Here is a 26702-nt window from a genome sequence, read left to right as displayed (position 1 = left end):
ACCTATAATATTCAGCGCGATAAAACCACTGGTCTCAACACCCCATTGCGGATCATGGCAAGGGGGCTGTGTGAAGTTTCACTGTCAGAATTGCGATAAATAGTGATTTCATTCATTTGGCTTACCCTAAATGAAATAATGATAGTCGAAGCACTAAAGCAACGAGTGTGACAATGAGTACAGGGAGTGTCATGATAATCCCTGTTTTGAAATAATATCCCCATGTAATGGTCATGTTCTTTTGCGATAAAACATGTAGCCACAGCAATGTTGCCAAACTGCCAATTGGCGTAATTTTTGGCCCCAAATCAGCCCCAATCACATTCGCATAAACCATCGCTTGCTGAATTAATCCTGATGCTTCACTTCCTTCAATGGACAAGGCACCAATTAATACCGTTGGCATGTTATTCATTATTGAGGATAAAAATGCAGTGATAAATCCTGTACCAATTGTTGCTACCCATAACCCTTTGTCTGCAAGGTAATTCAGCGTTTCAGAAAGATAATCGGTTAACCCTGCATTTCTTAAACCATAAACAACCAAATACATTCCTAAAGAGAAAATGACGATTTGCCACGGTGCTCCACGTAATACTTTGTTGGTATTAATTGTATGGCCTCTGGCTGCAATCACCCAAAGAATTAAAGCGCCAATAGCCGCAATTGCACTCACTGGAATACCTAATGGTTCTAAGACAAAAAAACCGATAAGCAACAGCACTAATACCAGCCAACCTGCTTTAAACGTTGTCATGTCCTTAATGGCTAAGGCGGGCTCACTCAGTTTGGTAACATCATATTGTTTAGGAATATCTTTACGGAAAAACCAATGCAGCATCGCTAATGTTGCAATAATTGCTGCAATATCCACTGGTACCATAATTGATGCATATTCCGTAAATCCAATATTAAAGAAGTCCGCAGAAACGATATTCACGAGGTTCGAAACAATCAGCGGCAAGCTCGCTGTATCTGCGATAAACCCGGCAGCCATGACAAAGGCTAATGTCGTGCCTTTATTGAAACCAAGTGCCAATAACATCGCAATCACAATGGGCGTTAATATCAATGCTGCGCCATCATTGGCAAATAAGGCCGCAACCGTTGCTCCAAGTAACACAATATAACTGAATAACAGTTTTCCTTTACCCCCGCCCCACTTGGCAACATGTAATGCCGCCCATTCAAAGAAACCACTTTCATCTAAAAGTAGGCTAATGATAATGACGGCAACAAATGTCGCCGTGGCATTCCAAACAATATTCCAAACAATCGGGATGTCTTGAAAACTGATCACACCAAAGATCAGGGCTAATATTGCCCCTATTGTTGCACTCCAACCAATACCCAACCCTTTAGGCTGCCAAATAACAAACGTAATCGTTAAAATAAAAATTAATGCAGCAATCAACATAACGACCTCATGAACAAGGGTATAGATATACCTTCCTGAAATAAATTGGCTAATTAACCGACCCAATTAACTTTGCTCATTCCCATGCTAATATATATGAATATTCATATATATTGACTTAAAAAATTTTATACTGCACAACGGCCAGCAGGTTCTTTTGTCTCTAGGCTGTTAAGCAAATCTGCAACTCTATTTTTCTCTGTGGCATAAGTTACATCAATGATACTTTTCACCCACGGTAGTAATACTGGAGATAAACGATAATGAACCCATTTACCCTGTTTTGAATCGAGCAAAAGACCTGATTCTCTAAGCATTGCTAGATGTCGAGATGTCTTTGGTTGCGATAGATTTAAAGCCGTATAAATATCACACACACACAGTTCACCAGCTGCTTTCAAAAGCAGCACGATATCGAGCCTTGTTTGATCACCTAAAATTTTAAACAGTTGTAATGGTTCCATGTGTACCTCTTTAGTCTTTTCTTTAAGTTACACCCAAAATACACATGCGTCAAAACGTATATATTATATTTAGCGCGATAGTGCCGTATACCTCAAATATGACTTAATATCAGTAGACGCCAGTTGAACGAAGAAGAGTTAAAGCTTCAGCTTTCGCAAAGCCACCAGTATTGCAAGAATATCACCATCTGATAATTCTATTGCCGGTGATGAAAGGCTGACAAAAAATAATCCTACCCGTAGCATACCTGTATTTCTCACTGCCTCCGTTTCAAACGGAACCATAAAATTAACACTAATGCGATTTCAAATTGAACCTGCTATTAATCAATCTTATTTAAACTTTATCTTTCAGGTTTTAACTTGAACATAATCGTCGTTGATTCAAGAGCGCCATTAACTGATTGAGCGAACTCAGGGATTTCACCGCTAGCATGCTTTCCCTTCGGTGTTTACCATTTGGTTTTATACATAATTCAAGTCCAACAACTGAATAGCACCAGCTATTGAAAAACTTAACCCTAATATAGAGTATGAAGTAACAAGAAGACTGGCCGAAATTAATGGCGTTATTTACGCTAATCTCATGAGTCCGCAAGGAACTAAATCAGGCAAGCTATTGGTCTAACTACCCAGCCAAAGGACGAGCTAGATCCCAACCGAGTGTTAGCTTAGCGGGAGTGCATCAGGATTTGTATTATGTAAATATCCACAGTCCTTCATCTAAAACATAACTAAGAACTTTATAAGCTAAATTAGTAAAAATTATATAAATAAAAACCCACAATAAAAAAGGCATCCATTCTCTAGCTGCTTTCTTTTTTGCTCTAATGTTTTTTCTCACCTTGTCTACTAACAGGGTAAGGCCAGCAATAACGAAACCCAATAAACAGACCACAATCAATACATAGACAGCTAACATCAAAAAAGCATACATAAGTGTTCGCACTGTATTATATCCTTATAAAGGTACACCTAAACTTAACTTAAATTCCATATCTAACATATATTATTTCAGGCAATAAAAAACCCACCGGAGTGGGTTAGTTTTCATCTCTAAATTTTTGGGCTATTTGAGCCAACTCATCCATGACCTTATAGTCTTGTGCTTTCAAGTGAGCATCAGGATGTAGTATGGCTATAATTGAGTATCGGTGATCTTCAATAAGCCCCTGCACATACACCAAGCAGATATCTTTTTCAGGATTTCCATTTTTGTGAGTTCTGTAATATTGAACCCTATCATCTGGAAATCTATCTGGTGGTATTTTTAAATGAATGTGCATCAAACAAGCTTTTTCAGCTGAATATGGCTTAACGTATGAAACATCTCTTCCGAAATAACTAGGAACAACTCCGTCGGACTTATATTTTTTAAAGTCTTTGAGTAGCTTGGCTTCGAGATCTAAATGTTTTTGGAATAAGTCGCCAAAAAATTGATTTCTTGTTTGCTCGTTTATAGTTACTTCTATTTCGTCCATGAATTAGCCAGTAAAGGAATAATCACCTGAAATTATTTTCTTAGTTGTATAATCAGCTAATTCCCCTAAAGCATTAAAGTCGATATCACTTTCGAATGTTTTAGGGATAGTGAATAACTGACGAGAAAAATCATTTAAACGAGCTATTGCATATCTAGCCTTAGCAACTGTTCGCAAGTATGATTTCATTTCCGTTTTTTCTTCATCGGACAAGTCGCCTTGCTTAACCATTACTTTAAGAACATTTTCAAATCCTCTTAAAGCAGCTTCGCAAGCTTTGTTTTCATCAACCCCATTTTGAAGCATAACGCCATGAGCTTGATAATCATCCATCTCTAACAGATTAAAGTAGTACGCGTTTATTTCATCAGCTAGCTTATTAACTATCTGATTTCTTTCTGCATACTCAGACTTAAGCTCTGTAACATTATCAATCACATTTCTCTTCATGACATGCGACTCCTTATCATTACATGCGTCAGCGAGCGAATACGAAGGAACGCTGAGCACTCCACCCGCTAAAATCGCTGCAAAACAATGTGTTAGTAAAGGATTCATTTTCATGCCTTATCAAATTGCTAAATATACCTTGGAGTATATTAGAATTAAGTTAACTTAACCGCAAGCTCTACTTGTATCTTGAATATCGAGGTGTATAATACCGCGCCTCGATAATACCCACCATAACAACTATCAAGACTGGTAATAAAAAATTACCAATAAAAATACCCATCAGCAGGTTAACCTCAGATTACCGATTGATTTAAAAGATAAAGTTCAAGAGTTAGCTGAATTTAATAATCGCTCAACCAATCAGGAAATGGTCACAGCTATCGAATATTGGATACTGCGTAATTCTCATGTTGAAGTTTTAACCATAAAGGTCGTCTTTCCTTTTGGTTAGATCACTTCGACGGTGTGAAGCTGAAAGATATTACAGAAGCAAAAATTTATGTAGCTGTAAGCAAGATGAGAAATAGGAAGGTTAGAGAGCGATGGGAAAAACAAGCTGAAGCAGCCAAGCGTAAGGGAAAGGAAATCCCTGCTTATTCAGAGGCCCAAGTAACAACAGCCACCAAAGAAAAGCATTTGGCAATAATAATGAAGTCATTGCTGAGAACTGCTGAGAGAGAATGGAAATGGTCAGAAGGTATGCACATCTTGCGCCTAATCATTTAAGCGAACACGCGAGACATATTGATACCATTTTTAATGATAACGATACAATTACGACACAATAAGGAAATCAAGCAGGATTAAAACCAGCATAACTCATTGATTTTAAATGGTACCCCTACAGGATTCGAACACGAGTTAATTAACATTGTTTTATAATAAAAATATCGTGTTCGATAAATTTTATACCAACAAATATACCAACAATTATTTTTCTATCATAATACCGAAGCTTTTCTACTTCCCTGAAATCGACATCTTCGCCAACTCTAGATTATTCGCCTGAAAGGTCGATAGCGATAATTCAACCTTATGCCCGTTCTGATTTTCCACCGCTTTAACCACTTCAAATACAGCGACATCCTCACACGGAATTTCTAATCCTGCAAACGTGACACGCGTTGCGCTAGAATCGCCAAAAGGTTCAACTTCCAGTATCGTATCCCCTAATACCTTTCCTTGCCCATCCTTCATTCTCAAGGTTATCTCAAGCGCACCAAATTCAGCATGGTCTAAAACCATCTGGTTACCGCCGTTATCGAGAGTAAACGAGTAACCACAATAACCTCTGTTAATAAAATTTGAGCTTGTATGTGTAATACTTGCGTAGCGTTGTTCATTTGCATATGTAAATGAACCCAACACCAACATACTCAGAACGAATAGGATATTTATCTTTTTCATCATATATTCCTCATGAACAAATTCATTTAGTTGAATTAAAAGACCACTCCCTTCGGAAGTGGTTTAAGCTTGACGATGAAAGAATGAAGACAATGAACATGTATCCACATTTATCGATTTTGTTTCTCTCGCTTCATTTCTTCTAATGTCTCTTTTTGAATACGTCCATATTTTTGAATATCCTCATAAGCTTTCATGTTAAACTGTAAACCGCCTTGCGTTCTATCCTTCTCTTTCCAACGAGGGCGATTTTTACCCGAAAGTTCTTTCTTCTGGCTCCAATAACCGATAGGGTACTGTGCCACGATAGTTCCACCAACACCAATATCGACGGTAGAGTATTGACCATTATTAATGGTTCCTTTTTGGATGTAAGCGTTAGGGCTACATGTGCCGGTATCTCGCTGCTGCCAAAAACCGTCAGTTCTTGCCACGATATAAAAATCACCGAACGCACAACCCGAAGCGGATTTACGGTTCAGCACGGCAACATAATGTTTGGTTGAACCCACTATTTTGCAGGTGCTGTTTTGACTGCCACAAACTTGCCATAAAGTTTTACCACCGTCACCTTTGTATTCCCAAATCGTATCTTTAGGCGGCTTGCTGGCGGCAAAGGCTTGTGAAGCGATAAGACATAATGATGCGGATGTAATAAGAGCTAAATATTTTTTCATTTAAAATTCCTTTCAATATTATTAGATACGTCAATATTGACGCAAGATAAGCACTACTTAGTGGATGCTTAGTTTTCTCTGGTGTGGCGTATTAAGTGGTCAGTTCATGAATGACTGAATGTTTCTTTACCGTGAAATTGCAGTCTCTCCTTAATCTCACTGGAGATAGGCTTTTGATTTTGAATCGGTGTTACCCATTCAAAATTACAGTCGCGGCATATCCAGCCCGTGCCCCATGCAATAATGTCTTGCTCAGAAGAACAGTGGGGGCAATGTGTGGGATGCGATGCTGGTGGTGTTAATAACGTCATGGTCGTCTCCTTTCTTTGCATTATGGAAGAGAGGTAAGTAATTGTGATATCAATCGAAAATGCGGTAATGCTGCGATAAAACTGTTTTGTTGTGACAGTTGCATCACTGCGTGTTTTGGTGTGAAGGGGGTATTTAGCGGCTGAACTTGCTGGATATCATCCAACAATAAAACATGCACTTGCTGGTGATATTCCGCTAGTAAATACCACTGTCCTTCACGGTAAATCAGTTGATAAGGTTGTAGCGGATTAAAACGACGCTCAGGTGTGAGTAAGCTAATGGAGTGTCTGCCTGTAATGGCATACACCAATTGATAGAAATGGTCTGCATGTAAAGCCGAAATCTTATGGGCGTGGTGCCAAATCAGACAAGGTGCATGAGGCTGCTGAGTTAACAGTAACCCGAGTAAGCGGCTGTCTAGCCCCGGAAACAATCGCGTCATTCCAATCTGTTTCACAAAGGTCAGAATATCTTTGTCTCGGTAAGCTTTTAGCGTATTGATAGGCAAGCGATAACAACCTTGCCGACCTTCTACACCTAGATAAGCCAAGCGTTCACGAAAATCGCGCTGTAACGTGCGTTCAGAAACATTGAACTCTTGGGCTAAACATGAGAGCACAAGGCTTTCTCCTGCCATTAAGCGAGCAATCAGCGTAGAGAGTCGCACAGCCATGCGGTCATATTTTCGGTTGGTCTGAAACATAACGTATTGCTCTCAATAACAGACGTTAGAAAATTAAGAAGTGAGGGAGTTTAACTTAGGGAATTGACAGGTTATGTCTGTTGGGAAAAATTCTCATTAGGCATTTTAATGAAAAATGACTATAAGTAATTCATTGATAAATAACGTTATGCTTTTTATTTGAATGATAAAAAAGTAAGGCGTAACGACACAACCTGTCAGGGCGAGAAAATTAGTTGGGCTGGCGAGGGGCAAGTTGGTTAAATAAAGTATCGGCCATCACCCATAGAGCCTTATTGAGTTTGATATCGCCATCAATCCCATTAACCGAACGAGTGCGAGCACGTTTACCTTTTGCAGTGCGGCCTGATAATCCTCCTTTAATCAGGTTTTCTTGTAGTCGCTGGTACACCGTCCAAAGGTCTTCTTTTTTATCTTCAACGCGTCGAGACTGTAGAATTTGCTCTCGCGTGACGGGCTGGAACTCGTCGCCAAAGCGGTAGGTCAAAGCCGCTTCAGCAAAGGCGTGCTGGGCGGGTGGAGGTAACAATAATGACTGCATACTTTCGCGCTTTTTAGCCACTTGCTCAAACGTATCGAGTACCTCATACGCCCCTTCAATCACTTTACCCACCACATCCCCTTTATGGGGCACACGAACTTCTCCCAATACATCACCACACACTAAACCGTTAGAGCACACGGCTCTAAAGAGTCCCGGCAACATCTGATAGCTGCTTGAGCCATCATGGCTATTAAGCAAAATAATTTCAGGAACCTGTACGCCCGTAATTTGGTCATGTCGCCGCAGCCTCAACATGTGCTTGGTGTGCTCTCGGCGGCTGACATCACGCACCCGAGTTTGGCAAGCAAAGAATGGATAAAAGCCTTCCTTTTGCAGGCTGTCTAACAAAGTGATGGTAGGAATGTAAGTATACCGTTCACTGCGTGAATCGTGCTTTTCTTCAGAAAACACACTCGGTACAGTATGGAATAATTCTTCGATGGTGAGTGGACGGTCACGACGGATACTATTTGCTGAACCAAAACGAGAGGCTAATAAACTCATGATAGACTCCTGATTAATCAATTAAGTGGAAAATGGCATTGGATTCGGGATGTTGTGAAGCATAGTCGCGCAGCTGATAAAAGCGGTCGCACATCACTTCGCTTTCCGTTTGGAATGACCAGATGCTGTACAGGATCAGACACATAGCAATCCCTGCCGCTTCTTGACTCATAGTGGCTTCATTGCCGTTGTGCATGTTAAATAACGTTAAGGTATCCATGTTGATATCAGGGTAGATAAAGGCTCCCCCATTGCTGAGCACGCCGTACTCCCAGTAACCGCCATGATACTCATCACAGAATTGCCCCATCGTGGTGAAGATCACCACTTCAAAGGTGGCCCAGCCTTTTACTGCACCAAAATGGTTGAACCAAAAATCAAGGCGTTGTTCATCAGGGACTAATTCCATTGTGATAGCGGATTTAGTTGAATGATTCATAAATTGGAACTCCAATAAAAAGAGATAAAAAAGCGCCAACCTCGTTAAGGACTGGCGCTGAGAGTGACAAAGAATGGGTTAACGTAAGAGGTTAAAACAGCAGGCTCCACAGGGACTTAGTGACGGAGACGATGCTGTTTTTGACCGTGCTGATCGTATGTTTTATCAATGGGGGTAATGGAATGATATCGATTATTGTATCGATGATATCACTGACACATTGCCCAAAATCGTTACGTGCCGAATTTTCCACAGATTGCGTCCGGTAAGTGCTGTTCAGTTGCCTAGCTACCCCGCTACTGGCTTGCGCCGGTAACGCCTGTATTAATTGCTCAGCTAATTCAGTAAGTTGAAAACCTTCTGCCGCAGAGACTGTCATCACAGGGTGGTGCGGCTTGAATGCTGTTATCACGGCTTGCTGCTTCAATTCTAAGTTAGCCACTTGTTCAAGGGATGGCTGGTGGTTGTGTTCATCCCACTGGCGGCAGGGCTCTATTTTGTCAGCTTGATTCAATACAAACAGAAATCGTTCAGATTGGTAGCCACATTGCTCAGTAAGAAAGCGATAACACTGTTCATCAGAAGACCATGCCCTATCATCGGCTTTGAGTACCCAGATGATTAAATCCAGTTCTGGTAATAAGTTACGATATAGCTGGTGGTACTCTTTATCTCGCTCAAGGCTTTCCCCCACACCGGGTAAATCAATAAAGGTGAGTGTGTGGTTGTTTATGGTCATATTGAAGAGCTGGGCTTGCCGTGTGCAGCCAGAGACATTACTGACGGGCGATAGGGCAGATTGGAATAGGGCGTTGATTAAACTGGATTTTCCAGCCCCTGTTTTACCCATCAGACCGATGGTGGGGGAGTAGTTGATGAGTTTATTCAAATGGGATAAAAACACATCCTTAGCCCCTTTAGGGAGGAAAAGAAAATGATTCTCGAGTTTATTCATCGTTGCAACCTTAATATATGTTAAGTTCGCATAGATGATATATATTTGAAATTTATTTCATTTTTTCATATTCATCAATAATGAAGCTATTCAACCATTCCGACGCGGGTACACCATAATTAAGGGCTAACTCTGTCAATTTAGTTCTTGCTTCTGCTGAAAGTTGAATATCTTTCGGTGATTTTTTTGGCCTTACCGAACCTTTTGATTGGCTAGTTATTCTGTGTTTTCGCTCATTTCGAGCTAGGAGTAATTTTTTATAACGGTTATCTCTTTCCTCTTGGGGTGGTTGCCATAAATAAAAACCAGTCACAATGTAAAGATACAGCTCTTCATTATCTTGATATTGAGTTTTATCTATTACTCTGCTCTTGATTAGGTAGTTATAGACCCACTCGCAAGTTTTACTATCAGACGCTTTTAACCAATCAAAATATCTGTAACGGCAGGTCTTTTTGACTAAGTCATTTCTCAAATAGTCAAGCATTCTATAAATATCAGTAGCATAATCTGTGTAGTTATAAGCATTAAGTTTTGTAACAACAAAGTTAATATATTCGATACTTTCAACATATCGCCCTTCATGGCTCTTCGGCTCAAAAAGAAATTTCTTGTCAAAAAAATCATTCGTTACTGTTTTTATAACACGACTAAAATCGTACTTAACCGTGAGATCTTTTAAATAGTTTCGTGTTTTAAACATATAAAAATTTGCGTCTTTGCTGTTGCTCAACACACGCCATATGAGGTAACAAAAAACTTTATTCTTTCTCATATAACCATAAATTTCGTTCTCTATATATGAATAATTCATCGTCATGAAAGCCTCATTTTTTTATCAATTAAAATATGATGATTATTTTATCATACGGTAATAAAAAACTATTAAAACCACCAATAAATAGCTAATTAAAACACATTTTTATTCATGATTTAATCGTGATATTCATGTTCTTTCATTCCTTAATTTTAAAGGGTTATACATAGATTATTAGGCTTATACTAATACAATAGTGCTGTTTTTATTGATAAGCATACTAAAAAAATAATTCTAATATTGTGAAAGTGACGCTGTTATCCATTTCGCGTTAGAAAATTAATATCAGAGTACTTTTTAATGAGATGAGTCACTGAGCCTCTGACAAGCAGGACTTCTGTGTGTAAAAACGGTGCTGGTATAGTTATATATTTAATAGAGTAAGAATGACATTTTATAGACCTAAAGATCACTCAAGCAATCTTGACTAACTTATCTATTTTTTACATCCATCGAACTAGATATGACTTAAAAAACCTTAAGGAATAAATCATGTCTAGTTATACCTACAATGAGGACTATCTTCGTAAGATAGATAGCACTATCCATAAATCACTCCTCACCAATAATCGTGTCACAGCTATTCGCGTAGATTTACGCTTCCCGTCATCGACAACTTGTTACCATGAGGATTCAACAGTCATAACTCGTTTCATTGAATCCCTAAAAGCCAAAATAGGCGCAGACCTAAGACGCAAAAATAAAGTATGGGCTCGTAATTATTCATGCCCCTTATCTTATGTTTGGGTCAGAGAGTTTGGTGAGATCAGTTGTCGGAAACATTATCACTTGTTGCTACTAGTCAATAAGGACGTCTATTGGAGTTTAGGTGATTACACTAGAACGGAAGGAACGCTTTATGCATTAGTACAACAAGCATGGTGTAGTGCAATTGGTGTTAACTACCCTGCGGAGCGTTATTTAGTTCATATCCCAGACAATGCTGTTACTTGGCTAGATAACAATAATGCTAACAATGAAAGTACGATATTCGAATTAAACCAACGCTGTCGTTACTTAGCCAAAGAACATACAAAATATTATGGTGATGGTGAGCGTTCTTTCGGATGCAGCCGTTAATCTACCAATAAAAAACATGAGGGGGATATCTTTTGGAAGAAAGATATCCCTAAACATTTATCGATATCCCTTCTGCCTTTTAACTTTAAAGACAGGAGTTCAATAATGAACACGCAAACTATTCCCTTACTAGATGACCAATTCGTTGATATGAAATTTATAACCCGTTTAACCGGACTAACAGATAAGTGGTTTTATAAACTCATCCAAGATGGCGAGTTTCCTAAACCAATAAAACTAGGGCGTAGCTCTCGCTGGTTAAAGAGCGAGGTTGAAGATTGGTTACAAGCACGTATTGCCGAATCCAGAGTCTAACCATCACATCACTCCCCTATTCTTCGTTAGCAACACCAACATTTAAATCACACTGAAAATTCAACAATGAAAAAGTATCATGACTCTCATGAGGCATAGCTACGTCACTACTTGAGCTGGCTAGCTTTACCAAAATCGCCGTTTATCAGGGAAGGTGGCATCCCTATCGAAAATAACAGCCAGCTTATGGTAGCTGATATACGCTTCCCTAACACCGACAGTACACTCGTTGTCGTTCCTCATGTTTATACCGCTTAATTCGCAGTAGAATGTCCATGAGCCGTTATCTGTACTATCTGATATGAATGGAAGCCTAGAGGTCGATAACCGTCTACTACGTTACCACCCGATGCTGGAAGGCATTCTTCTCAACAAATGCATGTGACTCGGGCAGTATTCGTTTGCCGACAAACTGATTATCCTATTTAACCAGTTCAATAACCCTGTGCTGCGTCCCAAACTAATGTGGCTGCGCTGGTATGATTTGATGTTAGGTTTTCCTTTAGATGATAGGCTGAATACCCTGAAGATGAAAACTGAAGAACGGTTGGTGAAACGGATAATTGGCAGGCAAATGGAGAACTGAGGACTGACGAGGATAATGGATGATTATGTGTTGTTTGGTTGATAATAAATACATTACATATCAAAAAATTAATAACAATTCTTACAGCGAATTTTTGTTTTCAATAATTTTATGTCTGTATATTCGACATTGGTCATAGATACGTATTGGTTTAAATCATAAACTACATGAATATTATAAATAATTTAAAATAAATCTCTATTTTTTGTTACATCTAACGAATCCTAATTAGATAGTAGGTTTTGACACTATCACTACCAATTTATTAGGTAACATAAGGAAAAAAAATGTGGTCCGATAAGGAGTCCTCGGAAGATTACTTAAATTTTGGTGAGGTATCCCAGCTAGCCGTAGATGTGCTCTCCACCGAAGGAATGTTACCAGTATCGATAGGTATTTTTGGTAATTGGGGAGCAGGTAAATCCTCACTTTTGGAACTGATAGAGCAAAAACTTGAGCGAGAACACAAAGATTGGATTGTTATCAACTTTGACTCTTGGCTCTATCAGGGTTATGACGACGCTCGAGCCGCACTTCTCGAGGTCATAGCTACAGCATTGACAAAAGCTGTGGAAGGAAATGCCACCCTTACCTCAAAAGCGGCGAAACTCCTTAGTCGGGTTGATGGATTTAGGGCAATGGGCCTTCTGGCTGAAGGAGCTGCTTTATTTGCAGGAGTTCCTACTGGTGGTTTCCTTTCAAGAGGTATTGGTGCATTAAAAAATATTACCGATGGTATCCAGAGTCAAGAAGAGTATGAGGCTTTGGGCAACCTAGCTAAAGAAGGCAAAAAAAAGACTAGTGGTTTGATTAAGCCAGAGACTAAAAAAAGTCCTCCTCAGCAGATTGATGCTTTCCGCAAGGAATATGGGGAGATTTTAGACGAACTTGGTAAACCACTTATCGTGGTCATAGATAACCTCGATCGCTGCCTCCCTACCAATGCTATTCATACGCTTGAAGCTATCAGATTATTCCTTTTCTTAACTAATACTGCCTTTATCATTGCAGCAGATGAGGATATGATTCGTTCTTCTGTGGCTGATTACTTCAAAGGGGCATCACAACGACATCAAATAGACTATCTAGATAAGCTAATTCAGGTTCCTATTCGGGTACCAAAAGCTGGGGTACGTGAGATCCGTTCATATCTGTTCATGCTTTATGCTATTGAGCATGGTCTAAAAGGCGAAAAACGTACCGCGCTCCGTGATGGTTTAGAAAAAGCATTACAGCAATCCTGGAAAGATGAACCAATTGCACGCCAGGATGCCTTGAAAATGACTGGTGAATCAGAGGATAGCGATCTCGCATTAGCATTTGCACGTGCTGACCGTATTGCTCCACTATTAGCCAACTCTCCAATTATCCACGGTAACCCTAGGATCGTTAAACGCTTGTTGAATGTTGTGAAAATGCGATCTCAAATTGCGAAGCGACGATCTATGCCTTTGGATGAAGCCATCATCACTAAGCTAGTGATCTTTGAGAGATGTGTCGGAGTAGATGCTACCGCTGATTTATATCATCTTGTAGATATTGAACAAGGTATGCCACAGCTACTAAAACAGCTCGAAGATGCTAATGGAGAAATACCTTCTGAAGCGCCAAAAACATGGACTGATAACCCAACGACTAAAGCTTTCATCAGTCAATGGGCACAACTTGAACCACGCCTTGGCGGAATCGACTTGAGAGCTGCCATATATCTATCTCGAGAAACTATGCCAATAGGTGCATATGTGGTTGGTTTATCGCCATCCGGGCGGGAAGTACTGAATGCATTTATGGAACTAAAAAATACTAGTTCTCCGACAGCGAAAACTCTTTTGGAAACACTTCCTCGTGAAGAACAAGTACCAGTAATGGAAGGTTTAATTAGCCAGTTAAGACAAGTATCGGACTGGGCTCGTAAACCTAAGGGATTTTCTGGTGCATGCGTATTAGCACGCCACTCGGTAGATGCAGCTAGCATATTAATTCGTTACTTGCAGGAGTTGCAGCTGGGGACAAGACGACCACCGTGGATGACTACAGCACTAAAAGATGAGCAATGGAATAAGGACGCCTAATGGGAACTTCACAATCAAGTACAGGTCCGGGAGGTGGTTCTCCATTAGTTCCACCTTGGGCTGATGACCAGCCGCAGCAACCGTTACCTTCGCCACAAAAAAGAAGATTTGCGCCATTCCGTGAATCTTTAGGAAATGCAGTTTCAAACGGTAATAGAGCAGACTTCAAGAAAGCCATAGGACATTACGCGCGAAAAGCCTCTGGAGGGAGCAATAATGCAGCACGACGACTAGGGAGTGTCACACAGGCAGGGGGCGGATTGTTTGGGGCTTTAACGGGAATGCCTTCGGCTCCCGGAGAACCAAACATCAATCTGGGTAGTTTAACAGGCCTTCCATGTGAAGTGGCAATATCAGCTATTGCTCAAGCTTTAACATCACAGGATGGTGATTCAGAAAAGATCTGTGCAGCCATGAACCATGCTTTAGTGGAAGCTCTTGATGGAGTCGAAATTTTCGATCCTCAAAAAATAACTGATGAAGTGATTGTTGATACAATGATTGGTTATTTAGCGGAAAGTATTTTTCTTCAGATGGTAATGGACTCTAATAAGGCATGGAATAAAGCAGACACCCCCTCAAAGGCAATCCAAGCAGAAACCGAACTTAGAGAATTAATCAAAGTTGTTGTTGATAAACATATGGCTCCAAAACTTGTTGGTAACATCAGAACGTTCTCACGGAATCAAATAATCAACATTGAACGTCAGGCAATTATTGAAGCTTGGCAAGAATGGGAGGCCTATCAATGACACAATTAGTTTTTCATCATGATCATCGCCATTTACCACCAGCAAGTGATAACGTGTTGCCTGTACAGCTCTATGGATTAAGTGGTCAAGGTCGCGGTGATATATCTGTTATTGGGAATCCTGCAATTGATAGAATTAAGCGCTTGGGAGTCAAAATTCCAGCCCAGGTCATAGATTTTTTGAGCATCGCATTAGCGGTTACAGCCGCCGATACTTTCGTTCAGCGTGAAAGTGCTGAGGATGGTTGGACTCGTCAGCTGTCGCTACAACTTCCGCTTCATGAGTCATCTCGATGGATTGCTCTAAAAAAGGAGCTTGAAAGCGCTTTGCATTTCCTTAGTGGAGACATCTGGGATTTCGAGTTTTGTAATGGTGGTTATGCACCGCCTGAACCATATAGCCAACATTCAAGATTTCAGCTGATTAAGCTCAAAGAACTTGATTGCGTCAGCTTATTTTCGGGAGGATTGGATTCGGCTATTGGCGCAATAGATCTCCTGACAAAGGGACGTGCTCCGCTTTTGGTTAGTCATGCTTATAAAGGAGATAAGTCGCGCCAAGATCAAATTGCTGAAAGATTGAATGGTCAATACTCACGGTTTGAAATTAATGCTGATCCGCATCTATGCCAAGGTGTGACTGATATTACGATGCGAACGCGGAGTCTCAATTTTCTTGCTTTTGCAGCAGTGGGCGCTTGTGCTGTACAAGAAGTATCTCAACAAGAAAAAATCGAACTGTTCGTGCCTGAAAATGGATTTATCTCATTAAATGCGCCACTTACCCCACGCCGAATAGGTACGTTGAGCACGCGGACAACACACCCACATTTTATTGCGAGCATACAAAGGATCTTTGATACAACCAATATTCCCTGCCAAATAATTAATCCATATCAGTTCAAAACAAAAGGGCAAATGACCTCCCAATGCTTGGATAAGCCGCTCTTATCTAGAATTATCGAAAGTACGGTATCTTGCAGTCATTGGAAACGAACAAATCAGCAGTGCGGGGTATGCGTACCTTGTATCATTCGACGGGCATCACTTCATGCGGGAGCGATCAGTCGAGATGCTGATTACACTTTCCAGTCCCTAGCTAAAGTAATGAATGAAATTGATCGTAGGGATGATCTTATCGCTCTTAGGATTGCAATCGCGCAGAAATCAACTTTAAACATAGGAGCATGGATCGCCAAAAGCGGCCCTTTACCTATGGCAGCATTCAATGATTTTAAGCAGGTGTTTTCGGATGGTTTAAATGAGGTCGAAAACTACTTACTGAGTGAGGGCATTGTGTGAGCATCGACATGCACTGTCACCTTGACTTATATCCTCAGCCAGAGCAGGTGGCTGAAGAATGCAGGCATCGAGGGAGTTATATACTGTCGGTAACAACGACCCCCAAAGCATGGCATGGGACTTCTTTGCTAGCTAAAGGAAGCCAACGAATCCGAACAGCTCTTGGGCTTCATCCCCAAATTGCACATCAAAGGTCGCATGAATTAGAGCTGTTTGATTCGCTACTTTCGGAGACAAGGTATGTTGGGGAAATAGGTCTTGATGGCGGTAAAGGGTTTAAAGAACATTGGAACCTTCAATTGAAGGTATTTCGACATATACTTAATAGCGTAAATCAGGCTGGTGGAAAAATTATGAGTATCCATAGCCGAGGAAGTGCATCAGCAGTCCTTGATGAGATTGAAAATATTGACGGAGTTGCAATATTACATTGGTTCACAGGAACACCTAAGCAGCTTGAAAGGGCTGTTGACTTAGGATGTTGGTTCTCAATTGGGCCCGCTATGCTCGATACAATAAAAGGCAAGGCGTTGACTTTAAAAATTCCTCAATCACGTATTCTTCCAGAAACAGATGGACCATTTGGTAAGTTCTGCAATCGTCCACTAATGCCATGGGATTGTGAAATTGTGGAAAAGCAGCTAGCCACATTATGGGGAATGAATCAAACTGATGTTAAAGAACATATTTTAGAGAATTTTAGGACATTATGTAACTTATAAGGTAGCGATTGATGAATAGTTTAATAGATAAGGCCCCTGAAGATATCGTTGTTATGATAGGAAATACCACTAATTTATCAGAAGCCTTTGAATTATATTCGAAATTCCATCCGTTATTGAAAAAATATAAATTTATATTTTCTTCTGATAACGGAGGTGTGCCTGGATATACCATAAATAAAAATTTTTCTTCAACCGGTGCAATTAGAGGATTATTTGAAACTGAACATGTTTTTGTTTTTGATGAGCAAAGTTTCCATGAAATGAAACATGGTAGAATAGAATATCCTATAGATTATTCAGTTTCTCTTGATACCAATGCAATGAGCTATCTGTATCCTTATATTTCAGGTATAAAAAAAGGATCACAACCAATAGATTTAAATGAAGTTTTTGATTTTGTATCCCAATCTAATGTCAATATAGATCCTATGCCATATTGTATGGAGAATTATCAAAATATCAAAAACAACACTATGGTTAATAAAATATTTGAAAATTTAAAAGCATATGAAATATTAAGAAATATAGATATTTATTCACTTAAAAACAAAGGTATTATTAGGTCATACTTACCGGACGAAGAAATAACATCTAGAGCTCAAAATTTCCTTTCAACAATGTATTTTAATATAGAAGATTCTAATTTTTTAGATGGGTTAGATTTTTATCATAAAAGTATGTATGTTTGTCTAGTTAAAATGGTATCTATTCAAATAAAATATTCAAATCATAGCTTTAGTAAAAAAATGGAAGCTTTCTTGGATTTTTGTCATCAATGCTTAGCAACAATGAATGGAAGAGAAGCTGCAATTGCTCATGCCTACTTTAGGCAAGGGCAGAAATTAAAATTTTTTGGGAAAATACAAAAAAAACAAAAAAATATTTTTAATCATTTAAAAAATATGGCATGGGATTTGTGGCATATTAGGCAACTAGAACAAAATACAACATTTAAACTTAATGATAGTTCTCGTTACTTCTTTCCTGCCATATTGACATTTGATAAAAATTTAATAGAAATTATTGATTTATACCCAATAAATGCTATTGCATATCATGCAGATAAAAATGAACCTATAATATTCCCAAAAGTCAATCCTTTTAATTTAAATGAAGATATTAAAATAGACGACATTGAAACAATAAATAAATATTTTTCTGATGATGCAAAAATGGAAAGAGAAATAAACAGGAAAAAGATAAGTGAAAATTTAATTAATATAGTTAACGATTTAGAAAATGAACTTTTTATAGTTGCAGAATTGAATAAAACATAATTATTGCGGAAAATTTCCGTATAAAAATAGCATGTTAAATTAATTTCATTAACATAGATTTAAGCCATCAAGTTTGAGTAAAAAATAAACATACTAGTTAGGAAAAGTCACAAGGAATCAGTTTATATTAAATGCCTATTTTAATATTGTGGTTTAGCCGCCTATTGGGGCAGAGCATTGGAGGAAAAATATGTCAGTAGAAAGTGTTGTTAACTGGGCTAACAAGTTAAAGAAAAATCTTTGGTGGCGTCAAGCCATTAGGCTAGCGGCTGAAAAAGGTAAATTAGAAAGAGATGATTTTGAACTTCTTTTCACAGTTGCCAAAATTGAACATGGGCTAGAATCGCAAACCAAATCTTATGCAGGTTACATTGCTCCTTTGAATCTCTCGGGTTTTGGTGAAGAAAAAAATGCGGTAAACCTAAAAAACATTAGCAATGTAAGACATGTTTCTGCTCTTGTATCTGACGCGTTGCTTGAGTTCGCAACTGACGGATTAACAGCAGTTTATGGTGACAATGGATCAGGTAAATCCAGTTATGCAAAAATACTTAAAAATGCCTGCCTTACTCGCGGAGAAACTCCTAAAATTCTACCCAACATTTATGAAGAGGAACGAAGCGAACCTTCCGCAGATATAGCCATCACTATCGGTCAAGAACAACATGCTATTGCCTGGAGATTATCAACTCCAATCCAAGAAGACTTAAAATCCATTAGAATCTTCGATAATACCTCTGCGGCTCACTACATCTCAGGTGAAGATACTATTGAATACAAACCAGCAAGCATGAAGTTGCTATCACAGTTAATGCGAGCCTGTGAATTTGTCCGAGCCAGCAATGACAAAGAAAAAGAGCCATATATAACTTCTAATCCGCTACCTGACTTCAGACCTGGAAGCAAAGTTTTTGCATTTATCTCAACTCTTTCATACAAGACTAAAATTGAAGATGTTAATGCGTTTTGTATAAGCAAGGAACAAGAAGAGTCTATTCAGTATCACCAAGCTGAACTAACCAAACTTAAAACTAGCACTCCTGAGCAGATTCGTAAAACCTACAGAGACCGCTACAAAAGTTTACAGCCACTACTAGATCACCTAGTTAAGCTAAAATGCAAGTTAGACCATGAGTGTTTTTGCATAATTAAAAACTCATTTGATGATTACAAGGCTAAATTTGCAGCAGCAGAATTTGCTCGTTCTCAGGCATTAGATGGACATGAACTTTCTGGTATTTGCTCACCTGAATGGGCTGCCATGTGGAATCACGTAAAATCGTTTGTACAGACTTATAATTCTGAACTTACTTTTCCTCCGATTGAGGGTGCCCCATGTCCTACTTGCCTTCAATCAATATCTGGTGAAACCTCTAAAAAATTAAAGTTATTCAATGATTATCTCCAAAATCAAACACAAATTAAAGCTAGCAAAGCAAAAGTAGTATTTGATTCGTTTATTAGTAACCTTAAGTTGTTGCAATTCGATCTCAAGCCTTATGAATTGACTTTAAGTATAATTCAGGAACAAAACCCAGAATATGAAAAGAAAATTATTGATCTAAACAAAAACCTTGAAACCATCCGTGATAATCTAATTAAAACCGAACCAGATTTTACTCCTATTAAAACTGAGTTTAATACGGTCGATTGGTTGAGTAGTCAGGTGAGCTACTGGAAAAAAAAAGAAGCTGAGGTAGCAACAAATGAAGGATTAGTAAAACAGATTGCCACTCTAGAACTTCTAATCCAAGACCTTGAAGATAAGAAACTATTTACTTCAGCAAAGCAAAATATCCTTACAGAAATAAAACGCCACCAAATACTTACACTGTACGATAATCTATCGAATTCTTGTCAGTCTACACAAATTACCACTTTAACAAACTCCATAGCTAGGAGTGGTGCGGTTGGTCATCTCCAGAAAGCATTTACAAACGAACTTAAAAAATTTGGTTTTGAAAACTTAGATGTTGGCACTGAAACTCGTGGTGTACGCGGAAAACAAATGTTCAAACTTCACCTCACTGGTAAGGCAAATGGTATAATGGAAATAGCAAGTGAAGGCGAACAAAAATGTATTGCACTAGCTAGTTTCTTAGCAGAGCTAACTGTAGATGATAGAAAATCAGCGATTATTTTTGATGATCCTATCAACTCACTGGACCATAGATGGCGCCGAAAGTTTGCTAAACGAATAGCAGAAGAGTCACTAAATCGTCAGGTAATTGTGTTTACTCATGATATGCCATTTCTTAAGATGTTGGAAGAATCTAGTGATGAGGCTAATTCAACACTGAAACTTATATCTATATCAAAATATGGTAATGTTGCTGGATTCCCATCCCCTGAACCACCTTGGGATGCTAAAAATACACTATCAAGAATAGGTTTTCTAAAAAATTTATTACCAGATCTTAAAAAAATGGAAATATCTGGTGACTCTAGATATGAATTTAATGCCAAGCATACTTATAACCTAATGCGCGAAACGTGGGAGCGCCTCGTTGAAGAATGGTTATTAAGAAAAGTGGTAGAACGTTTTGCTCGTGAAGTTAAGACCCAAAGTCTTAGAGTTATTATAAATGGTATAACTGTTGAGGATAATGACATAATTAATGCTGCAATGTCTAAATGCAGTACTTTTATGTACGGACATGATAATGCAACTGGATTATCTGTCGATTGCCCTAGTTATAATGAAATTGAGCAAGATGTAACTCGACTGGACGAGTACTTTAAGGCACTTAAAAAGCGTCGTACCTAGTAATTGTGCGCCTCAAAAGAGGCGCCTCTACAGCAATAAATGAATTACCAGATACTATAAATAATTTGTCTTAGTTCAGACTTAAGCTAACAGGTTTTGTGCCTCGAATTGTATTCTTATCAATATGCACGAGCAGGATTTCAATCCATGCCGAATTATATTCCTCATGCAAAATTGTTCTTATCGTGTGGCGAAAGCCATGTCACGCTAACCTTCTTTTATACTCCTGAATGGGCTACCTTAAGCTTGAATAAAATTATAACCTAATTACATTGGGTGAAATAGAGCTATTACAGACAAGATTATTTCGCTATAAAAATAATAATAGCCATCTTTGCGTAAAGATGGCTATTTATTACTTAAAATTAACACTCACCACATTCCCTACCCCACACTCCAACTCATCAATATAATCCGCATACCACTGGATCATCTCTCTTCTGTTTTCAAGGTACTGAGCATGGTTATACGTACCACGGATCGTATTCTTATCAACGTGAGCAAGTTGAAGCTCAATCCATGCCGTATTGAATCCCTTCTCATGCAAGATAGTGCTCATAGTGTGCCTAAAACCATGTCCAGTTGCTTTTCCATGATAACCAATACGTTTAAGGACCTGATTAACACTCGCTTCACTCATTGGCTTGGTAATGTCATTTCTACCAGGGAATACCAACTTATAGCGTCCTGTAATGGCTTGAACTTCACGTAATGCCGTGATGACTTGAGTCGATAATGGAACAAGATGTGGGCGGCGCATTTTCATTCTTTCTTTGGGGATCTCCCAAATACAGCGTTCGAAATCAAACTCACCCCATTCTGCTAAACGTAGCTCAATAGTTCTCACGCCTGTTAACATCAGAATTTTAGTTGCTAGCCGAGTGATTGGGCTACCTGAATAATGATTTAATGCATTAAGAAATTCAGGTAATTCGTTAGCAAGCAAATGTGGATAATGTTGTGCTTTGGGTGGTGTTAATGCGCTAGCAAGTTCAGAAGCAGGGTTATATTCAGCTTTACCCGTTACAATAGCGTATCTGAAGACTTGGTTACATGCTTGACGTATCTTACGTAACTTGTCTAGCACTCCCCTTTTTTCTAGTTTACGCAGCGTACTGAGTACCTCTAGTGGCTTTATTTCAGCTATTGGCCTTTTACCGAGATCAGGAAAGATGTCATTTTCAAATGACTCCATTAAATCTTCAGCATAACCTTTCGACCAGTTTGGCTTTTTATATTCGTGCCATTCGAGGGTTACGGCTTGAAATGTATTATTAACCGCCGATTTGCGTTCTATCTTCTCAAGCTTTTTATGTTCTGAAGGATCAATGTTGTTAGCGATTTGACGTTTTGCTTCATCTCGACGCTGCCTTGCATCCGCTAAAGATATTTCTGGGTAAACGCCAAGTGCTAATGTTTTTTGTTTTCCGTCGAATCGATATTGTAACCGCCAGTATTTAGAACCATTAGAATGCACGTAAAGGTGCATCCCTTCACCGTCAGTGAGTTTGTATCCTTTATCGGCAGGCTTTGCCGTTCTTACCTTCACATCTGTTAGTGCCATATAGGAACTCCCATGAGTTTGTGTTGGTATAAGAATTCATTGAACCTGTATGTACCAACGCATATACCAACAAATATTACTTGATGTAGGTTGATATAGGTAGACGTCAGTTGAACGAAGAAAGGTAAAAATCAGCTAATTCACTGAATTTTAGGCATAAAAAAAGACATCAGTTGATATCCATTGACCTCAAAATGGTACGCCCTACAGGATTCGAACCTGTGACCTACGGCTTAGAAGGCCGTTGCTCTATCCAACTGAGCTAAGGGCGCATTGATAATGCAGGCAGCCTATCTGGCTGATGGCGTTGAATTATACGGTTGCTGAGCGCTGAGTCAATGGCTTTTCGCTACTAAAATAACTATATGCTCATTTTATGTAATAGTTTGAACTGACAAGGGCGCTAACTTCTGACAAAATAGAGCCATTACCGTGTCTCATATATGGATTAAGTTACAGATGTTAGCAAAAATTATTGATGGGAAAACGATTGCGCAGACAATTAGGCAGGAAGTTGCCCAAAAAGTACAATTACGTTTAGAACAGGGAAAACGTGCTCCCGGTCTTGCCGTTATTTTAGTCGGCGCTAACCCAGCTTCACAAATCTATGTCGGCAGCAAACGCCGTGCTTGTGAAGAAGTCGGTTTTATTTCACGTTCTTATGATTTACCAGATACAACGACAGAAGCTGAATTACTCAAGCTAATTGATGATTTAAACCAAGATCCTGAAATTGATGGAATTTTAGTTCAATTACCATTACCTGCGGGTATTGATAACGTCAAAGTCATTGAGCGCATTCATCCAGACAAAGACGTTGATGGTTTTCATCCCTATAATGTTGGTCGCTTGTGCCAACGTGCACCACGCCTTCGTCCATGCACTCCCAAAGGGATTGTTACTCTACTTGAGCGTTGCGGTATCAACACTTATGGTTTAAACGCCGTCATTATTGGCGCATCCAACATTGTTGGCCGTCCAATGAGCCTAGAGCTTCTACTAGCAGGTTGCACCACAACAGTAACGCATCGCTTTACCAAAGATTTAGAACACCATGTTCGCCATGCTGATTTAGTTGTCGTCGCTGTGGGGAAACCCAATTTTATTCCTGGTGAATGGATTAAACCTGGAGCGATTGTGGTCGATGTCGGTATTAATCGCTTAGAGAGCGGCAAAGTCACGGGGGATGTCGATTTTGACGAAGCCGCGAAAAACGCCGCTTGGATAACCCCAGTTCCTGGTGGTGTTGGCCCAATGACTGTTGCAACTTTAATTCAAAATACCCTTCAGGCATGTGAAGAGTACCACGATATTTAATGTAATTTTGGAGTTATCATGGATATATTCAATTTAGATGGCCATCCACACGTCGAACTGTGTGATTTGCTAAAAATTGAAGGCTGGGCTGAAAGCGGAGCAATGGCAAAAGCCATGATTGCAGATGGCTTAGTTGAAGTTGATGGTGTGGTCGAAACACGCAAACGCTGTAAAATTGTAGCGGGTAAAATCGTTTCAATGGGCAGCGAAAAAATCAAAGTTGTAGAATAGATACAATTAGGTAAGCTGAAAAATTTCAGCTTACCTCCTTTCTAGAATCAACAATGCACTCCCCCTCCCTTTTATTCAAAATATTCTGATTTATTACAAGACTGACAAAGCCATTTTGAAGTTCTAGGCGAATTTTTTCTTTAAATCATTTTTACTGTATTAAGTATTTAAGCAATCAAATATATTGAAAAATTAATTTATTGTTTTATATAAATAAAAAGCTTCAGCAACCACTTCAGCTTTAACTTAAAACAGATAAAAAACGCGAAAATCCCCCCTTATAAAAATTTAACTTAGATCTCATTTTTTGTATTTCACACCTTAACTGCATAGACAAGACTAAACGATTCAGCTAATCTTGTTAACGATAACATGATTAACAAATAATCAGGTCCGCTTGCAAGTCTTCTGGCTGATCCGTCTATGAATAATAATCAGGAGAAATTATGTTTAACTTACCAATAAGTGATATCCACCTTGCAGCTGCTGCATCTGATAAAAAAAATGCAATAGAACAAGTCGCTAAAGCATTAGAAAATGCTGGCTATGCAAGAAGCGGTTATGCGCAAGGGATGCTTAACCGAGAAACCCAAGCTCCTACCTTTTTAGGAAATGGCATCGCTATCCCACACGGGACAACAGAGACACGAGACCAAGTGTTGAAAACAGGTTTTGCTGTTTTCCAATTCCCTGATGGTATTGATTGGGGTGATAACCAAACTGCTTATATTGTTATTGGCATTGCCGCTCAATCAAACGAACATCTCGAATTACTTCGTCAATTAACCCATATAATCAGTGATGAACACACAGCGGATGCAATGGCCAAAGCAAACACTCCCGAAGCCTTAAAACAACTTCTAATGGGTGAACGCCAAACTCAACCAGTGAAACTTGATGACTCTATGGTCACGGTTAATGCCAGTGTTGATAATATAAACACATTAAAAATACAGAATATTATTAACCTACAAAACGCCCAAGCTGTTAGTACCGACTTTATTACCCAAGTTCTCACCCAAACACCTTCGTATTTAGGTCAAGGTATTTGGTTAAGTGATAGCCCTATTGGAAATATTCAGAATGCGATTGCGATAACGACCGTAAAAAAACCATTTAGCTTTCAAGGTAACCCAGTCAATGCCCTAATCACTCTCTCTTACGCTAATTATCAGATAGAAACTTTTTTACTTAAAATAAATAATTTATTGAAAAATAAAGAATTAAATCTAATTAACAACACTGATAACGTTAACAATCTAATTAATTTATTGCGTAGTGAAGATTCACACACGGAAAGTGAATCATCAAGTACATCCGGAATCACTCAGGACTTCACCGTTCTTAATCCACATGGGCTACATACGCGCCCGAGCACCCAGTTAGTCACCACCATTAAGCAGTTCGAAAGCACTATTACTGTGAGTAATCTTGATGGTACTGCGACTCCCGTAAATGGTCGCAGCTTAATGAAAATCGTCAGTTTAGGCGCTAAATGTGGGCACCGTTTACGAATTCACGCAGAAGGTACAGATGCACAAGAAGCTATCGTTACCATTGGCGAGGCAATTAACTCAGGACTTGGAGAAGAAATCGCATGAGCAGAAGAGTCGCAACTATCACGTTAAACCCCGCCTATGATTTAGTTGGGCTTTTACCTGATATTCATAGAGGTGATGTGAATTTAGTCAAAACGGCTGGGCTTCATGCCGCTGGAAAAGGCATAAATGTGGCCAAAGTACTTAAAAACTTAGGAATTGATGTCACTGTTGGTGGTTTTTTAGGTAAAGAAAACCAAGATGGTTTCCAAAAAGCGTTCAGCGAAACAGGAATTGCTAACCGCTTTCAGGTTGTTGAAGGCCGCACCCGTATCAATGTGAAACTGACAGAGCACACAGGCGAAGTTACCGATTTTAACTTCTCAGGCTTCAGTGTCACTAAAGCGGACTGGCAACGTTTCGTCACCGACTCACTTAGCTGGGCAGGTCAGTTTGATATGATTTGCGTCAGTGGGAGCTTGCCTCAAGGAGTTGATTTAAAAGACTTTACTCAATGGATGTTACGCCTTAGAGAACAGTGCATGTGTGTCATTTTTGATAGTAGCCGCGAAGCCTTTGTCGCTGGGCTCAAAGCTTCTCCTTGGTTAGTAAAACCTAATCATCGTGAACTTGAAATTTGGGCAGGCAAACCGCTCCCAACTCATCAAGATATCGTTGATGCCGCGAATCAACTTCGCCAACAAGGTATTGCGCATGTAGTAGTTTCTTTAGGCGAAAAAGGCGCTATGTGGGTCAATTCATCAGGTGCTTGGTTTGCTAAACCACCTGAATGTGACGTTATCAGCACCGTCGGCGCAGGGGACTCAATGGTAGGTGGGTTAATTTACGGGCTAATGATGAGGCAGACAAGTGAGCACACACTACGCTTAGCTACTGCCATTTCTGCACTTGCAGTCTCCCAACCCAATGTCGGTATCACAGACCGAGCGCAACTTGCACATATGATGACAAAGGTTGACTTACAACCGTTTACGGCTCAATGA

The 26702-nt window shown here is 39.3% G+C and carries 28 protein-coding genes, 1 tRNA gene and 1 pseudogene; 15 read left to right on the top strand and 15 right to left on the bottom strand.

Features of this window, described 5'->3' with window-relative positions:
• Positions 1–121: 121 nt before the first annotated feature.
• From P3L44_RS05590 to P3L44_RS05570, 5 genes are all read right to left on the bottom strand, one after another.
• Positions 122–1417 carry an arsenic transporter gene (locus P3L44_RS05590; RefSeq protein WP_140171147.1) on the bottom strand — a complete coding sequence of 432 codons (1296 nt, stop codon included), beginning with the start codon at positions 1415–1417 and terminating at the stop codon, positions 122–124.
• A 128-nt stretch (positions 1418–1545) separates the two neighbouring features.
• Positions 1546–1881 (bottom strand): metalloregulator ArsR/SmtB family transcription factor, encoded by a 336-nt coding sequence (locus tag P3L44_RS05585; protein WP_125891528.1) that lies wholly within the window; start codon positions 1879–1881, stop codon positions 1546–1548.
• Positions 1882–2578: 697 nt separating this feature from the next.
• Positions 2579–2830 (bottom strand): hypothetical protein, encoded by a 252-nt coding sequence (locus P3L44_RS05580; RefSeq protein ID WP_140171149.1) that lies wholly within the window; start codon positions 2828–2830, stop codon positions 2579–2581.
• A 94-nt stretch (positions 2831–2924) separates the two neighbouring features.
• Complete coding sequence (locus P3L44_RS05575; RefSeq protein ID WP_125891530.1) at positions 2925–3362, bottom strand: type II toxin-antitoxin system YafO family toxin; 438 nt, start codon at positions 3360–3362, stop codon at positions 2925–2927.
• A gap of 3 nt (positions 3363–3365) precedes the next feature.
• Positions 3366–3920 carry a hypothetical protein gene (locus tag P3L44_RS05570; RefSeq protein WP_272662075.1) on the bottom strand — a complete coding sequence of 185 codons (555 nt, stop codon included), beginning with the start codon at positions 3918–3920 and terminating at the stop codon, positions 3366–3368.
• A gap of 154 nt (positions 3921–4074) precedes the next feature.
• Here P3L44_RS05570 and P3L44_RS05565 point away from each other — a divergent pair, with 154 nt between their 5' ends.
• The 3 genes and pseudogenes from P3L44_RS05565 to P3L44_RS22100 all read left to right on the top strand — a co-directional run.
• Positions 4075–4266 (top strand): Arc family DNA-binding protein, encoded by a 192-nt coding sequence (locus P3L44_RS05565; protein WP_125891632.1) that lies wholly within the window; start codon positions 4075–4077, stop codon positions 4264–4266.
• Positions 4267–4280: 14 nt separating this feature from the next.
• Entirely contained in the window at positions 4281–4541 is a 261-nt protein-coding gene (locus P3L44_RS05560) for a hypothetical protein (RefSeq protein WP_140171153.1), read from the top strand.
• Positions 4490–4603: pseudogene (locus tag P3L44_RS22100) on the top strand (hypothetical protein); the annotation flags it as partial. The gene P3L44_RS05560 and the pseudogene P3L44_RS22100, both read left to right, overlap by 52 nt.
• A 172-nt stretch (positions 4604–4775) precedes the next feature.
• Here the strand turns inward: P3L44_RS22100 and P3L44_RS05555 are convergent.
• From P3L44_RS05555 to P3L44_RS05520, 8 genes are all read right to left on the bottom strand, one after another.
• Positions 4776–5222 carry an IrmA family protein gene (locus P3L44_RS05555; protein ID WP_316928268.1) on the bottom strand — a complete coding sequence of 149 codons (447 nt, stop codon included), beginning with the start codon at positions 5220–5222 and terminating at the stop codon, positions 4776–4778.
• A gap of 110 nt (positions 5223–5332) precedes the next feature.
• Positions 5333–5899, bottom strand: coding sequence for a hypothetical protein (locus P3L44_RS05550; protein ID WP_006814444.1), 567 nt, complete (start codon positions 5897–5899; stop codon positions 5333–5335).
• Positions 5900–6003: 104 nt separating this feature from the next.
• On the bottom strand, positions 6004–6210 hold the full coding sequence (locus tag P3L44_RS05545) for a hypothetical protein (RefSeq protein WP_272662073.1): 207 nt from the start codon (positions 6208–6210) through the stop codon (positions 6004–6006).
• A gap of 20 nt (positions 6211–6230) precedes the next feature.
• Positions 6231–6914, bottom strand: coding sequence for a helix-turn-helix transcriptional regulator (locus P3L44_RS05540; protein WP_272567481.1), 684 nt, complete (start codon positions 6912–6914; stop codon positions 6231–6233).
• Positions 6915–7125: 211 nt separating this feature from the next.
• Positions 7126–7962: a DUF932 domain-containing protein gene (locus P3L44_RS05535; protein ID WP_272662072.1), complete on the bottom strand. Its 837-nt coding sequence runs from the start codon at positions 7960–7962 to the stop codon at positions 7126–7128.
• Between the two features lie 13 nt (positions 7963–7975).
• On the bottom strand, positions 7976–8401 hold the full coding sequence (locus P3L44_RS05530; protein ID WP_272662071.1) for an antirestriction protein: 426 nt from the start codon (positions 8399–8401) through the stop codon (positions 7976–7978).
• A 91-nt stretch (positions 8402–8492) separates the two neighbouring features.
• Entirely contained in the window at positions 8493–9356 is an 864-nt protein-coding gene (locus P3L44_RS05525; RefSeq protein WP_316928267.1) for a GTPase family protein, read from the bottom strand.
• Positions 9357–9408: 52 nt separating this feature from the next.
• Complete coding sequence (locus P3L44_RS05520) at positions 9409–10176, bottom strand: hypothetical protein (protein WP_004264276.1); 768 nt, start codon at positions 10174–10176, stop codon at positions 9409–9411.
• Positions 10177–10665: 489 nt separating this feature from the next.
• On the opposite strand from P3L44_RS05520, the gene P3L44_RS05515 reads away from it, so the two are divergent.
• The 8 genes from P3L44_RS05515 to P3L44_RS05480 all read left to right on the top strand — a co-directional run bounded on the left by P3L44_RS05515 (position 10666) and on the right by P3L44_RS05480 (position 21048).
• On the top strand, positions 10666–11253 hold the full coding sequence (locus tag P3L44_RS05515) for an inovirus Gp2 family protein (protein WP_004264277.1): 588 nt from the start codon (positions 10666–10668) through the stop codon (positions 11251–11253).
• A gap of 105 nt (positions 11254–11358) precedes the next feature.
• Positions 11359–11568 (top strand): helix-turn-helix transcriptional regulator, encoded by a 210-nt coding sequence (locus P3L44_RS05510; RefSeq protein ID WP_272662067.1) that lies wholly within the window; start codon positions 11359–11361, stop codon positions 11566–11568.
• An 873-nt stretch (positions 11569–12441) separates the two neighbouring features.
• A complete protein-coding gene (locus P3L44_RS05505; RefSeq protein WP_272662066.1) occupies positions 12442–14226 on the top strand; it encodes a P-loop NTPase fold protein in 1785 nt (594 codons plus the stop codon).
• Positions 14226–14978 carry a hypothetical protein gene (locus tag P3L44_RS05500; protein WP_272662065.1) on the top strand — a complete coding sequence of 251 codons (753 nt, stop codon included), beginning with the start codon at positions 14226–14228 and terminating at the stop codon, positions 14976–14978. Before P3L44_RS05505 ends, P3L44_RS05500 begins: the two co-directional genes overlap by 1 nt.
• A complete protein-coding gene (gene qatC / locus P3L44_RS05495) occupies positions 14960–16279 on the top strand; it encodes a Qat anti-phage system QueC-like protein QatC (RefSeq protein WP_316928266.1) in 1320 nt (439 codons plus the stop codon). Before P3L44_RS05500 ends, qatC begins: the two co-directional genes overlap by 19 nt.
• Positions 16276–17001 (top strand): Qat anti-phage system TatD family nuclease QatD, encoded by a 726-nt coding sequence (qatD, locus tag P3L44_RS05490; protein WP_272662063.1) that lies wholly within the window; start codon positions 16276–16278, stop codon positions 16999–17001. Before qatC ends, qatD begins: the two co-directional genes overlap by 4 nt.
• An 11-nt stretch (positions 17002–17012) precedes the next feature.
• Positions 17013–18281: a hypothetical protein gene (locus tag P3L44_RS05485; RefSeq protein ID WP_272662062.1), complete on the top strand. Its 1269-nt coding sequence runs from the start codon at positions 17013–17015 to the stop codon at positions 18279–18281.
• A gap of 190 nt (positions 18282–18471) precedes the next feature.
• Positions 18472–21048: an AAA family ATPase gene (locus P3L44_RS05480; protein WP_272662061.1), complete on the top strand. Its 2577-nt coding sequence runs from the start codon at positions 18472–18474 to the stop codon at positions 21046–21048.
• Between the two features lie 355 nt (positions 21049–21403).
• Here the strand turns inward: P3L44_RS05480 and P3L44_RS05475 are convergent, their stop codons facing one another.
• Together P3L44_RS05475 and P3L44_RS05470 are read right to left on the bottom strand one after the other, a co-directional pair.
• Entirely contained in the window at positions 21404–22612 is a 1209-nt protein-coding gene (locus tag P3L44_RS05475) for a tyrosine-type recombinase/integrase (protein ID WP_272662060.1), read from the bottom strand.
• A gap of 195 nt (positions 22613–22807) precedes the next feature.
• Positions 22808–22884, bottom strand: a tRNA-Arg gene (locus P3L44_RS05470).
• 187 nt (positions 22885–23071) lie between these two features.
• Here P3L44_RS05470 and folD point away from each other — a divergent pair.
• The 4 genes from folD to fruK all read left to right on the top strand — a co-directional run bounded on the left by folD (position 23072) and on the right by fruK (position 26702).
• The gene (folD, locus tag P3L44_RS05465) at positions 23072–23929 is read left to right on the top strand and encodes a bifunctional methylenetetrahydrofolate dehydrogenase/methenyltetrahydrofolate cyclohydrolase FolD (protein ID WP_102139361.1); all 858 of its coding nucleotides are present in this window, start codon (positions 23072–23074) and stop codon (positions 23927–23929) included.
• An 18-nt stretch (positions 23930–23947) separates the two neighbouring features.
• On the top strand, positions 23948–24160 hold the full coding sequence (gene ybcJ / locus P3L44_RS05460; RefSeq protein WP_094960990.1) for a ribosome-associated protein YbcJ: 213 nt from the start codon (positions 23948–23950) through the stop codon (positions 24158–24160).
• Positions 24161–24606: 446 nt separating this feature from the next.
• A complete protein-coding gene (fruB, locus tag P3L44_RS05455; RefSeq protein WP_272662059.1) occupies positions 24607–25761 on the top strand; it encodes a fused PTS fructose transporter subunit IIA/HPr protein in 1155 nt (384 codons plus the stop codon).
• Positions 25758–26702 carry a 1-phosphofructokinase gene (gene fruK, locus P3L44_RS05450; protein WP_140171188.1) on the top strand — a complete coding sequence of 315 codons (945 nt, stop codon included), beginning with the start codon at positions 25758–25760 and terminating at the stop codon, positions 26700–26702. Before fruB ends, fruK begins: the two co-directional genes overlap by 4 nt.

Origin of the sequence: Providencia sp. PROV175, assembly GCF_032707045.1 — a bacterium.
Classification (GTDB): Bacteria; Pseudomonadota; Gammaproteobacteria; order Enterobacterales; family Enterobacteriaceae; genus Providencia; species Providencia hangzhouensis.
Note: the sequence above shows the minus strand (reverse complement) of the source record. Positions and strands in the feature narration are given on the sequence as shown.